We start from the raw sequence: 12075 nt of genomic DNA, 5'->3' as shown, positions 1-12075 counted from the left end.
AATATTTTCATTAAATCATATAAATTTTATTAAATAATTTTAAATTATTTTTAATTATATTAAATTATTTTTAAATATATTAAATTTATTTTAAATCTTATTTAATTTTATTAAATTAGTTTAAATTAATTTAAATTAATTTACTCTCTTTTATTTTAATTATTATTTAAATTGGTTAAGAAATAAAAAAGAAATGAAAATAATTGTAATGAAAATAAGCAATTTTAAATAATTATTTTTAAAAAAAAAGGAATAAAAAATAGTTAAAATTAAGTTAAAAGTAAAAAGAATTAAGTTAAATTAATTAAAAGCAGTAAAAAATGAATAAAAAATAATAAAATCAATAAAAAGTAGTAAATCAATGAAAAGTAGTAAAATCAATAAAAAGTAGTAGAATTGCAATTAAAAAAAAGTTTAAGATTAGAATTTAAAAATAAAAAAATATGAAATAAAGATTAGATGATAAAAATCATCTAATCTAAGGACCCTTCCAAATTATAATAACTTGTTAATTGGGTGTTCTTCTACAGGTTCAGTACCGATATCTCTTGCTGCTTCAGCAATCATAATATCAGTCATACCACAAGCAGGGAATGCGAGTCTTGCGTTTTCGATAGGTCCGAAAAGTACGAAGTCTCCACCAGCCATTTGTTGTACGATGTTAGAACCGATATCACATACAGGCCATGCTTCTTTGTGTTCTTTTTTGTATCCTCTTAACCAGTCCCATGCGGAAGGTACGTTGTGAATACCAGAACCTACAGGGTATCCCCATTTAGCTTTTACAGCAAAGGAAGTTCTTACTGCAGGACCTGCACCTTGACCTAAAGGAGTAACTGCTACGTCCATCCAAGGTTTGGTAATTCCACATCTTTCTGCCATATCAAGAATACCTTCATCGATTACAGATCCACCGTCTTCCCAGATTTCGAGTTTACCTGGTACACCAGGGTTCATTGGGTTGAAACCTAAGAGAATGGATGCATCGATGTCAGAGTTAGCTACAGCTTCAATTTCTGCAGCTTCTGCAGCCATACTTAAAGAGTTGTATACAGCTCTGTCTGCTAAACCTACTTCTTGAACATATTCTACACCTGCAATTTTTGCAGAAGCAGCAGTTGAGTCAATAAGGAAAGGTTTGTCACAGATGTCTCCTACAAATTCTAAGTATTTAACCATAGCAGCATCAGTAGCACCGAAAGTTTGTACAACACAAGGGTTTCCAGTTACATCAGACATTTCTTCCATAGTTTTAATTCTTTCTTCAGCAGCATCTTTATCAAAGATACCTTCTTTTTCATCACTAATAATATTGTGTCCGCCATAGAAAATAGTTCCACATAAAACGGTTGGGTATTCACCAGGTTGTCCACCCATTTTTACTCCAGCAATATCTATGACGAGTTGTTCTTTATCAAATCTAAACATTTATAATCCTCCAATTTAGATTAATCCTGCAAACATACTTGTTAACATTGCAACAAGTTGGAATTTAATAGAAATTAACAATATTGCAAGACCTAAAATTATACCGTATAAAATACCAATATCTCTACCAGTTTGTTGACCTAAACGTTGGAAATATTCCCCAACAGCAAACTCAACTTTTTCTTCAGCTTCATCTAATTTTTGAGTTGCAGCAGTCATGTCTTCGGTAGTTACCATTACTTGAGGTATTGATTCTTCAGCCATATTTAACACCTCTAAAATCCACATAATTTAGCTAAGTATGGAATGACAACAACTAAACATAAAGCAAGTAATATGCCCATACTTATTCCAGCAAATCTGGTGCTGATTAAACCAGCGTATAATCTACCTTCTCTACCTAAGAGTTTTGAACGGTATTCTATATCACTAGAAGCATTTTTAATTCCGCGCATATTTGGTTTGTTAGAAAATTTAACCATAATTAAAACCTCCAGTTTATAATAAGAATAGGAATCCGATTACTAAAGTAAATACAAGTCCCATCATAATACCTTGAACTTTACCAGAGTAGTTACCAGCCATATTTCTTTGTACAGCACCTACAAGTTTTACTTGAGTATCAATATTTCTTATTCTTGCTTCGATTAATGCAGTTTCTGCGGAAATAGGACGAATTTCTTCACCATCATCTTCATCGTCGTCTCCTTCAGATACTTCAATAACCATAGCATCTTCTTCAAAAGCACCAGGGTCTTTTTCAATACATTCTTTTACTTTTGCAGTGATTGCTCCACCATCTTCGTTGTCAATCATATCAACAAGTTCTAATTGTTGTTGGAATCTTTCAACACCTTCCATAGGGATGTTTTCAACGAAAGGAATAGCACCAGTAGCGCCAGTAATTTTCTTTTTCTCAGGGTCGCAACCATTTTCGTGTAATGCTTTGAAACTTTGACCGGTAATGTGTCCTTGTACTTCTGCACCACAAAGGATTAAAAATCTAATGTTTGGATTGGAAATAATGTTAGCAACAACTTTTTCAATACCAAGATTTTCAGTTTTACAAGGTCCGGCAATAGCTGCACCAGCAGCTGCAGGAATGTCTTCATTGTGAGAAGCTAAAGTAGTTACAGCAACAGGACTTTCAGGATCTCCTACAATATAATCCCCACTTACAACAGGCCAAGTATCAGCAGTAGGCTTTTTATCTGCCATCTATAAAACCCCCATAGCTGTTAATAAAGGCAATGCTGCAATAATAATGAATACACCAATTAAGAATCCATAAACCATGTTGGTTAATTTACCTGCTACAACAAAGTTTCCTTCTCTTCCAGGGAAGGAACCTAAAGGAGCAGAGTTAGGATCTAATGAATTCATTAATTCATCAGCAGCAACTTCAACTTTTGCAATTTCTGCATTGATTTCGTCCATTGAAACAATAATTAAATCTCCTCCACCTGCTCCGAGAACACCGGAATCAGGTTCAAGATTTAAGTTTAATTCAGGAATAAATTGTACTAAAGGTAATACCATATATAACAACCTCCTTATTCCTCAACTTTTGGCCATAAACCAGCCCATTTAACAGATGCTGCTGCTTCACATGAAGCGTCAACAAACATCTTAAATGAGATGTACCAACCGATAAGTCCAACAATAATAACAACAAAACCAGCGAGTAAGTCAGCACTGATAGCAATAATACCAGTAATGATCATGGTTAAGAATGCGGTGGAAGCACCACATTTAAGGGTTCTTACTTGGTCTTCGTTAGGTCCTAAACATGCGTTGAATGGGTGTTGGATAGCCATAGTTACTAAGATATAGAATAATGCGATGAAACCAGGAGCAACAACAGCGGTTAAAATATTGTCAATAGCATATCCTCCTGCAACAGCAGAGGAGAATCCTAAAACAGCTAAAGCTGCAGCACCTGCAATTTCTGCAGTACATCTTTCCATAACAGGGATTTTCATACCTACAATTTTCTTAGCTACAATAGCAACTAATAAACCAATAATCATTGCAAAGACTAATGCAAGGATAGGTCCAGCAATAGCTAATCCACTTAAATTGAAGGTTGCAATAATACCTACACCAGCTAAAGCACCGATTACACCAATACCTAAAGACATGTAACCAATAGAAGGTACACCAGTACCTAAACCATAACTTGCTACACTACGAATTGCTACTACACCCCAAAGGATAGCACAAACTGCACCAAGACAGCTTATAACAGGTCCAATAATAGGGTTAATACCAGATACGTAAATACCGACTAATCCGCCGATAATACCAATAGCTAACATCATATTAGCATCTACAGCACCTTCTGCAGGTGCTCCACTTCCTCCAGCAGACATCTTAGATACCTCCGATCATTAAAACCATGAAGATAGCAGCAACTAAAGATACGATAGCACAAGCTAAAATTCCAGTAGGGATTCTTTTGAATTTAGGATCTACGAAACCTTCAATAGTACCTCCAATGTTATAGGAAGCAGTTACAGAGTTAATAAAGAACATACCTACAGATAAAATAGCAGCTAAACCTACAATAATAGTACTGTCTACTCCAATCATATTAGCAGTTGCAAATTCATTAATAGCCCAGAAGACTAATCCTCCACCAGCACCACCAAGTAAACCACCGATGATACCACTTACAAAACAGACGGTAGGAATACCGTGTCCTTCAGTACCAGGAGTTTTATATTTTTCTTGGTTCCAACCAGTAATTGGGTCAACTGCAGCTTTACCGGATGCTGGAACTACTCCAACACCATAAATATAAATAAAGTTACCAATAAGCATGGTGATACCCATCATTAACATGGAACCAACTGCACCAGCTAATACGATTAACCATACAGGTTCTCCTATCATAGAAGCTGCAGTAATAAGTCCAGTTAAACCTGCACCAGCTGCTAACATTGCTGTACCAGTACCTACACCAGTAGCAGTAGCCATAGCTGCAGGAGCACCACCTACAGGAATGAAGTGTACACCTCCTCCCATAATAATACCAGCGATAACAACACAAATGATAAATATAATAAGATTCATATCAAAACCTCCTTATTCCTCATATGGTCCGAATTTTTCTCTTGCAGACTTTTCGAGTAAGTAGTTACCGATGATTAATAAAACAACGATAATAATACCTGCAATTTGTCCACCGATAGCTCCAAATACAAGAGTAATCCAGAAACTGATAAAGACAATAAGTCCGAAACAGAAACCAGTTAAAGGTCCACCATATTTAGCACAGAAGTTACCTACATCAATAGAGTTCTTTGCACCGAGTGGAGCTTTTGTTACAATATCCCCTTGGATAGCTACAGGAGTACCTCCACCGTAATCGAATTTTTGGTATTCACTTTCAGCACCGTAGTGAACGTCCCCGGTAGATGATCCGATAGCACCAATAGTAATTCCCCAAAGTACAGCGAGTAATGGTAATGGGAATGGGTGTGCAAGACCGTCCAATGGAAGAGTCATTAAGTAAGACATACCTACAATACCGAAACTAGCTATAAAACCGTGAGCTGCAATAGGGCCTAAGGATTGGGTTAATACATCCATAAATAATGGTTGTTCAAATTGAGATTGACCAACAATCCTTCCCATATGTGATGTGACTGTATAAATTGCGTGAACAAGAGCAGCAACAGTAGAACCAATTGCAATTGCAACGATTGGGATAGTTAATCCTGCGCCCATAACAATAGCTGCAATAGTACCTGCGATACCACACCAGCATCCATATGCTACAGGTTCCCCGGAAGCTGCCTTATTTATCATACGGTGTAAATGTCCCATTTGTGGAGCAAGTTGAACTTGTGAGTTAGGGTTACTTTGTGAACCGATGTCAGACTCTAAGTCCTCTGCAGCACCAGCAATGGTTGCAGCTGCACCCATCAATGCGACAACACCTAATGTAATAGGGTCCATATTTCTTTTCCTCCTTAAATTTTATTAAATTTTAATTATTTAATAAACAAATAAGTGATTAAATCCCTTTTTTTAATCACTTTTAGATATATTCTGTTCAAATATAAAACATCATAAAGATAACTGAAAAATAGAAAATCCCCTACAATCAGTACATCCTATAATAATTTTATACTCTATGATTATACTTCAAAACTTAAACAAAGATTTTATAAATCAAATAAGCCAATGAAGAAACCACTTAGCTTTTAATCTAGCTAGATTAAATCCTTAAAGTGTTAAGAATGAAATATTTGATGAATAAATCTAAAAATCTTAATAATTAAACTACGAATAATTAATAAGATGATGAATCAATATTGATTAATAAACTTTTATTAAATCTCTTAATGAAAAGATTTTAATAAAACCCATAAGGATAAGCTTTTGATAAGCAAAGCATATTTTTTTAAAAATCAAATAATCAATTCACAAGAAAAATAATTCGATAAAAATCGAATATTCAAGTCTACTTTAATTAAAATAAACTCTAAATTAAATAAAACATAGATAATAAACTATCTATATTCTATAATTTTTTTAAAACACAATATATAAGTTTTACTAAATTTTATTGACTAAAATCAATTATTTTTAGTAATACCTAATAAATTAAGCTATTTATCAAAATAAATTGAATTTAATTCCAATCCAATTTAAAAACAATTTCTAAAATAATTATAAAATAAAAAAGATTTATTTGGAAAAAGGATTTAAAAAAATAGTTTGAATCCAAAAGATTTGAATTAATTCCAAAATATTTGAATAAAAATCCATTCTATTTTAAACAAACTAATTTTTTTATTAAAAAAATAAATAAGGTTAAAAAACCTTATTTATTTAAATTCCCTTTGCACCAAACTTATTTTGCTGGAATGATGATAGATCTTTCACCTGCAGGTTCGAATTCTCTTAAAGCACCTTTAGCAAATTCTGCTCTTACTTTAGTGAAGTCGAATGCTAAGTTTTTATCAGCAAATGCAATTTTAATGAGTGGGTTCATTGCAAATGCATCTTTACGAGCACTGTGAGGTGCTTGTGCGATACCTGCATATTCACCTTGGTGACCTACGTTCATTGCATAGTTAGGATAGTTAGGTCCTCTTAATTCAAGTGGTAAACCTTCGTCGTTTCTGATAGCGAATACGTTAGCTGCACCACATTGATCTTGTAAGTCGTAACCATAGAATCCTAATCTGGAGTGTTGTTCTTTGTGTAAGTATTGTGCTAAGTACCATGCAGATAAACCGGTTTGTGCATTACCAGTAGCGAATGCAGTGGAAATACCGGAAGCTGCGGAAATAACAGCAGCTCTTTGAGAACCACCGAAGTGAGTTTCAAGTAAAGCTGGGTATTCTTCGTATTGTTCTAAGGAGTAGAAAGCTACTTCAGAACCTACATCAAGAACAGTGTCCATGTTATTAGGTGCGGAACATAATTCTCCGAATTTGTCTTCTACGTAATCTTTACCGAAGTAACAGAAGTCGTCTAATACGTTATCGGTGTATGCTGCGGTAGCATATTGAGTAAATCCTACACCACCAGACATGTAAGATCCTAACCAAATTTGGTCGTATAAAGCAGCACCTAAAGCTACTACTTCTAAGGAGGATTCTACAGGGTCGTCAGTAACTCTGGATGCTTGACAGATATCTGCCATAAATCCGAATGGTACACCACCGAGTTCGTTACCTGCTCTTGCTCTTCTGATTGGTAAGTAAGTACCCATACCAATAACTTCTGCGTGTTTGGATGCATATGCGAAGTCACCAGTAGCACCTTCACCTGCACATTGTCCGTATGCAGAAATCATTGACATACCAATTTGCATAGCAGACCATCTGGAAGTGGTACCACCATCACAAACTCTACCTACAACAGATGGAATTCTTACAATTTGCCAAATAGCTCCGCCTACTTCAGCTTTTAAAGCTTCAGCTTGTTCTTCTGGGAACTCTTTGTTGATGTCTAATACGAATGCAGCATCAATTTCGTCTGCTAATTCGTCGTCACCAGTAAATACTTTTACGTAAGAGTCTTCTACGAGTAATGGGTTAGTTTCTACCATGTGTTCTTGTACTACAGCTGCACCAGGCATAGCGTGGTTTACAACTTCTAAGTAGTTGGTAATGGTTTCAGGAGTTACTTCCATACCTAACCTTTTTTCGAGTACGTTGTGAGCAGTGTTTAATCCTACAATTACAGTTCTTCTAATGTCGTCCCAAGCTTGTTGGATAGCTGCGTTGTTGATGAAGTGTAAGTCGTCACCTTCAACAAAAGTGTCAGTTCCAGATAATTGGTAAGACATTAAAGCTCTTTGTCCGAGAGGGTTACCAATGTCAGGGTTGTACATTGGGATTCCTCTTTTCTCAGCGATTGCTTTACCTTCGTTTACAAATTCTGTTTTTCTTTCAGATTGAGTCCAACCACCCATATTATAGAAGGTAGTAGTTTTTTCATCTGGAGCTTCTTTGAACTTTTTAGTCATTGCATCTAAGAATTTTTTATCAGCCATTTTAATAAACCTCCTTATAATTCTGGGTTGTAACCAAAGTTAGATCTAGTGACGTGTATTTGATTTAATACTTCTACAGCGTCTTTATCGTCTCTGTAAGCTTCACCATCACATCTGTAGATTGTGGTTTTTGCTCTGAGAGTTTCTTCATCTAATGGTTCACCTAATACAACAGGTTCGTCTAATTCGTGACCAATTTGGTCTTTTACCATTTCAACATTACCGGTTTCTTTGTTAAGTACTTGTCTTCTTAACATATCAAACATTAAACCGTTTTCATCAAGTCTTAATGAGTGACCGTGTACACCAGAACCTCTAATTCCAGTACGTGCGGTATCGAAGTATTCGTTTTCTAAAATTTCTTTGGAAATTCTTTCTAAGTCTCTTTCACGAGCTTCGATAATTTGTCTTCCGGATAAGGTACCTGTATCAATTCCTCTGTATCTGTATACATAGGATCTTGCTCTTAAGAAAGGTTGAGCTGGAGCAAAGTACATAGAGTCTACAAATTGGATGTATCTTACTCTGTCCCCTGCTTTTGCACCGTCTATAGGTTCTACGATTTCTCTAATAATGTCATCAGGTTCGTCCAATTCATCGAGTGGTGGGTGAACAGATTTATATTCTTCACCTGGAGCTCTGTGACCTAATAATTTTACTACATCTTCATCAGATATTTCTCTTAAGACTTCTAATTCATATTCAGGATTAGCGAAGTTTCTTCTGTTTTGAGCTACCTGAGAAGTTCCTGGATAATATTGTGCCATAATCATGCATCTCCTAATGTTAATTTAACTTTTCTAATAATCTCATCTAATTTTTCTTGTGAGACTGTTTGTCCCCTAATTACACCTGAAACAATATTCATAATTTTACCTTGTGTTTTTACCTCTTCGGGCATAACTTTTGCGGTTTTGACACCGATTTTTGCAAAATCTTCAAAGTCTACAGGATATTCACATATAATTACGCAAGGCTTGTTTACATTACGTAAAATCAATCTAGCTTTATAGGTAATATGATTTCTTACTCCGCCTAAATGAACCACAATGACCTTAAAGTTTTTCATTTGCTCAACCTCCTTATCGGTTAGACCAAATGCATTTCCTCCGCCAGCGGGAGCATCATGTGGAACACCACTACCAGCATCTAAAATCATGGTACTGGTTAATAGGTTTGCTTCACGTAAGCCGAAAGTAATTTCACAAACCGGCTTGGTAATGTGTCTGCGACCTGGAGACATAGCAACTGCCAAGACATCACTTCCACATTCAGCGAAAGTTCCTCTTTGAGCAATTCCACCTCCTTCACCAAGACCTCTTGTTTCCCTACAATCCACTACATGAGTACATCTTCCAATCATATAATCAACCTAAACAAATAATATTATATCAATCAATATGGGATATTTTTACTCCGCATTATCTTTTTTTAGAATAGAGACATGTTCATCAAATTTAGAGCGTTGATCTGAAATTCCAATCAATTCCTCTGGGATTTCAGTATTTTGACCATATTTCAAATCATCAGTTACAGTTCTTTGCTTTCTAATATATTGAGCTTTACTGGTATTTATGTCAAAGCCATTTACAATGTGAAGAGAGCAGATGTCTCTAATTTCTTCAATGGCATCTTCTTCATAAAGTTCTACGAAAATTCTACCAGTCTTAACCTTTAATTCAATTTCTTCGCCATTTACCTCAATGATTCTACGATCTCCATAAATTCTGTCAATCTCATCTTGAGGTGGGAGTCTTGGCCCTTGAATTACAGTTCTTTTAACTGAATCTAAAGATTCCAAGTCATTCAACAATTTTTCAGTAGTGTCTACACCTAAAATTCTGTGTGGAAATATTTCAATATCCATTATTAAACCTCAATAAATTCAATAATATTTGATTTTATGTGAATTTTAAATTAGATTTTAATTAATTAAGAATTAATTCGATAATTAGATGTCACCTTTGATATCAGCAGCTGCTAAAGCAACATATTTGAGTGGTTCTCTGAATTCGTCAATCTCACTGTATACTTCTTTAATTAATCCAGAAGTTGCTTCTGGAGAGAAGAGTTGAGTACCAGCATCTAATGCCATACCTGCAGCTACACAAGGAATAGTAAATCCTTTACTGTGTCTAGTTACTACGTGGTTTCCGTTGAATAAACCAGGACCTCCTCCACCATAGATAGAGTGAGAGAAGAAAGAGAATCCAACAGCTACACCTTCAGCTCTACCGAAGTCAATACCAGGTAAACCTGTAGCGAATTCGACGTTGTCGTTGAAGTATAAAATAGTAGATGGAATACCTTGAGCAGCTCTTGCTGCACCTACGTTAACCATAATAGCAGCAGTACAACCAGCAGCAGCATATGCATTCCATTTAGCTGCGTCATTAGTTGCATACATGTTGAAATCAGTTAATTCTTTTTCTACAGCGATAACACCGTCAGCTTCTGCTTTAGCGATGGTATCTTGTACGATAGAACCAACAGTTCCTTCTTTAGCATTGTCTTGTACGAGACCTAATACCATGTTGTCTGCGTTTAATCCTTGGTAAGCTAAACCTAATAAGTGCATTCTTTCGTAAGCACCTACTGCGTCACCCATTTCAAACATAGCAGTTTGTTCAAAAATACTTGCAAGAGCAGTGGATTGTAAAGTATTTTTTAAGGTTGCAGCAACGAAGTCGTTTGCTTTAATGTTTCTTAAAGAGTAACCAGGACCTTCTAATTTTTGTGGTACGTCTAACATGGTTTTTAAGTTGGATCCCATGTATTCTACAGATTGTGGGTATCTACCTAAGATTGCAGCTTTAACCATGTTTGCATCATACATGTTTACGTCAAACTCTTTAATAATAGCTTGAGTTAATGCAGTTGCAGTAGCTAAAGTAGCAACGGAATATTCTGCAGATGAGTCTAATCTGATAGTTGGAATTTGAACTAAAATCCTTTTACCACCAGAAAGTACTTTGGATACAGTATCATCGTCTTCAGTTACTTGAAGCATTTCTTTTAAGGAAGCAGCAATAGAGTCAGCTTGGCCTACAAGGTCAAGATCAATTTCTCTTCCTAAAATTTTAGATTTAGCTCCACCGACGGAAGCAGTTTTTAAAGATTTTTCGACACCTTCTAAGTTTACAGCTACAGTTCTTTTAACACCGCTAATAATACTTTTAATAGCAGGATTACGTAACGGACTTAGAGCTTCGATTGGTACATCAGATTCTACTAATGAACCTCTATCGTCGTATAAATCGACTTTATCATCAAACTTTGCCAATTTTTTCCCTCCTAATTAAATAGAGTTAATATACCACCCAATAAAAACATTAATTTTTATGTTTTTACCGAGTAAGCTATAAAGCAAGTTTTTTGCAATAGCCAGCTATTTGGTATACAAATATTATTTTATTCAAAATATAATATAAACATTCTTTTAAGAATCAAATAGCAAAGTTTATAAGTAAGAAATGATTCAAAATTTTTTATTATAATAACAAAAAAAAGTATTACTTTTGAATAAGAATTTAACATAGCCTAAAAGAGAAAATAAGAGACAAATTCAAAAATTTTTAATAAAATAGACAAATAAGAAAGAGAAAAAGAAAAAATGAAAATATACATTCTCCATTTTAGAAATAAAGAAAAAATTAAAAATGGAAAAAATATTAAAAAGTATTACTTTTAGGAATACCTAAATTTTATTTCGTTGATAGATAAACAAAATAAAAGAACAAAATTAATAATTTGTTAGTATTTTTAGAAAACAAATAAGAAAAATGACAATTTTAAAAAAATATTGATTATAAATCAGTATTTGAGAAAAAGTAATACTTTTGATAATAAAAGTATGAAGTTTTGAATTTGTGAAAAATGTTCTAAAATTTACTAATAAAATTAAAAAAATCATGAATTTTTTTAAGTGGGAAATATTTAAAAAAATTAATAAAAAAATAGTATGAAATTAATAAAAGAATAGTAAAAAAATTACTAAAAAATTTATAAAATTAATAAAAAAGTAGTATAAAATTATAAAGAATAGTAAAAAAAATTACTAAATAAAAATATTATAAAATATTAATAAATTAGTTATAAAATGATTTAAAAATTTTAAAATGATTTAAAAA

General features: G+C 34.0%; 13 protein-coding genes. All 13 read right to left on the bottom strand.

Translation table 11 applies throughout. From position 1 onward, the window contains the following. Positions 1 to 495: 495 nt before the first annotated feature. Positions 496 to 1428: a tetrahydromethanopterin S-methyltransferase subunit H gene (mtrH, locus tag Q0138_RS03125; RefSeq protein WP_297980794.1), complete on the bottom strand. Its 933-nt coding sequence runs from the start codon at positions 1426 to 1428 to the stop codon at positions 496 to 498. A gap of 15 nt (positions 1429 to 1443) precedes the next feature. After that, positions 1444 to 1692 (bottom strand): tetrahydromethanopterin S-methyltransferase subunit MtrG, encoded by a 249-nt coding sequence (mtrG, locus tag Q0138_RS03120; protein WP_297980792.1) that lies wholly within the window; start codon positions 1690 to 1692, stop codon positions 1444 to 1446. Positions 1693 to 1703: 11 nt separating this feature from the next. Continuing rightward, entirely contained in the window at positions 1704 to 1910 is a 207-nt protein-coding gene (locus Q0138_RS03115) for a tetrahydromethanopterin S-methyltransferase subunit F (protein WP_297980789.1), read from the bottom strand. A 16-nt stretch (positions 1911 to 1926) separates the two neighbouring features. Next, a complete protein-coding gene (gene mtrA / locus Q0138_RS03110; RefSeq protein WP_297980787.1) occupies positions 1927 to 2646 on the bottom strand; it encodes a tetrahydromethanopterin S-methyltransferase subunit A in 720 nt (239 codons plus the stop codon). Continuing rightward, positions 2647 to 2967: a tetrahydromethanopterin S-methyltransferase subunit B gene (locus Q0138_RS03105; RefSeq protein ID WP_297980784.1), complete on the bottom strand. Its 321-nt coding sequence runs from the start codon at positions 2965 to 2967 to the stop codon at positions 2647 to 2649. It abuts the gene before it with no gap. Between the two features lie 14 nt (positions 2968 to 2981). Next, complete coding sequence (gene mtrC, locus Q0138_RS03100; RefSeq protein ID WP_297980783.1) at positions 2982 to 3800, bottom strand: tetrahydromethanopterin S-methyltransferase subunit MtrC; 819 nt, start codon at positions 3798 to 3800, stop codon at positions 2982 to 2984. A 1-nt stretch (position 3801) separates the two neighbouring features. Beyond that, a complete protein-coding gene (gene mtrD / locus Q0138_RS03095; RefSeq protein ID WP_297980780.1) occupies positions 3802 to 4503 on the bottom strand; it encodes a tetrahydromethanopterin S-methyltransferase subunit D in 702 nt (233 codons plus the stop codon). 12 nt (positions 4504 to 4515) lie between these two features. Then, complete coding sequence (mtrE, locus tag Q0138_RS03090; protein WP_297980778.1) at positions 4516 to 5391, bottom strand: tetrahydromethanopterin S-methyltransferase subunit E; 876 nt, start codon at positions 5389 to 5391, stop codon at positions 4516 to 4518. Between the two features lie 901 nt (positions 5392 to 6292). Next, positions 6293 to 7945 carry a coenzyme-B sulfoethylthiotransferase subunit alpha gene (mcrA, locus tag Q0138_RS03085; protein WP_297980776.1) on the bottom strand — a complete coding sequence of 551 codons (1653 nt, stop codon included), beginning with the start codon at positions 7943 to 7945 and terminating at the stop codon, positions 6293 to 6295. A gap of 14 nt (positions 7946 to 7959) precedes the next feature. After that, complete coding sequence (gene mcrG / locus Q0138_RS03080) at positions 7960 to 8712, bottom strand: coenzyme-B sulfoethylthiotransferase subunit gamma (protein ID WP_297980774.1); 753 nt, start codon at positions 8710 to 8712, stop codon at positions 7960 to 7962. A 2-nt stretch (positions 8713 to 8714) separates the two neighbouring features. Then, positions 8715 to 9308, bottom strand: coding sequence for a methyl-coenzyme M reductase I operon protein C (gene mcrC / locus Q0138_RS03075; protein ID WP_297980771.1), 594 nt, complete (start codon positions 9306 to 9308; stop codon positions 8715 to 8717). A gap of 48 nt (positions 9309 to 9356) precedes the next feature. Continuing rightward, positions 9357 to 9812 carry a methyl-coenzyme M reductase operon protein D gene (mcrD, locus tag Q0138_RS03070; protein ID WP_297980769.1) on the bottom strand — a complete coding sequence of 152 codons (456 nt, stop codon included), beginning with the start codon at positions 9810 to 9812 and terminating at the stop codon, positions 9357 to 9359. 84 nt (positions 9813 to 9896) lie between these two features. Next, positions 9897 to 11228 carry a coenzyme-B sulfoethylthiotransferase subunit beta gene (gene mcrB, locus Q0138_RS03065; protein WP_297980766.1) on the bottom strand — a complete coding sequence of 444 codons (1332 nt, stop codon included), beginning with the start codon at positions 11226 to 11228 and terminating at the stop codon, positions 9897 to 9899. Positions 11229 to 12075: the final 847 nt, after the last annotated feature.

It is taken from the genome of uncultured Methanobrevibacter sp. (genome assembly GCF_937906425.1).
Taxonomy (GTDB): Archaea; Methanobacteriota; Methanobacteria; order Methanobacteriales; family Methanobacteriaceae; genus Methanobrevibacter.
This window is presented reverse-complemented; position numbering and strand designations above follow the sequence as displayed.

Excerpts from the sequence above, each read along its gene's own strand:
- mtrD (WP_297980780.1), bottom strand. The coding sequence starts at position 4,503 with ATGAATCTTATTATATTTATCATTTGTGTTGTTATCGCTGGTATTATT.
- mcrD (WP_297980769.1), bottom strand. The coding sequence starts at position 9,812 with ATGGATATTGAAATATTTCCACACAGAATTTTAGGTGTAGACACTACT.
- Q0138_RS03115 (WP_297980789.1), bottom strand. The coding sequence starts at position 1,910 with ATGGTTAAATTTTCTAACAAACCAAATATGCGCGGAATTAAAAATGCT.
- mtrG (WP_297980792.1), bottom strand. The coding sequence starts at position 1,692 with ATGGCTGAAGAATCAATACCTCAAGTAATGGTAACTACCGAAGACATG.
- Q0138_RS03105 (WP_297980784.1), bottom strand. The coding sequence starts at position 2,967 with ATGGTATTACCTTTAGTACAATTTATTCCTGAATTAAACTTAAATCTT.
- mtrC (WP_297980783.1), bottom strand. The coding sequence starts at position 3,800 with ATGTCTGCTGGAGGAAGTGGAGCACCTGCAGAAGGTGCTGTAGATGCT.
- mcrG (WP_297980774.1), bottom strand. The coding sequence starts at position 8,712 with ATGGCACAATATTATCCAGGAACTTCTCAGGTAGCTCAAAACAGAAGA.
- mtrE (WP_297980778.1), bottom strand. The coding sequence starts at position 5,391 with ATGGACCCTATTACATTAGGTGTTGTCGCATTGATGGGTGCAGCTGCA.
- mcrA (WP_297980776.1), bottom strand. The coding sequence starts at position 7,945 with ATGGCTGATAAAAAATTCTTAGATGCAATGACTAAAAAGTTCAAAGAA.
- mcrC (WP_297980771.1), bottom strand. The coding sequence starts at position 9,308 with ATGATTGGAAGATGTACTCATGTAGTGGATTGTAGGGAAACAAGAGGT.
- mtrA (WP_297980787.1), bottom strand. The coding sequence starts at position 2,646 with ATGGCAGATAAAAAGCCTACTGCTGATACTTGGCCTGTTGTAAGTGGG.
- mtrH (WP_297980794.1), bottom strand. The coding sequence starts at position 1,428 with ATGTTTAGATTTGATAAAGAACAACTCGTCATAGATATTGCTGGAGTA.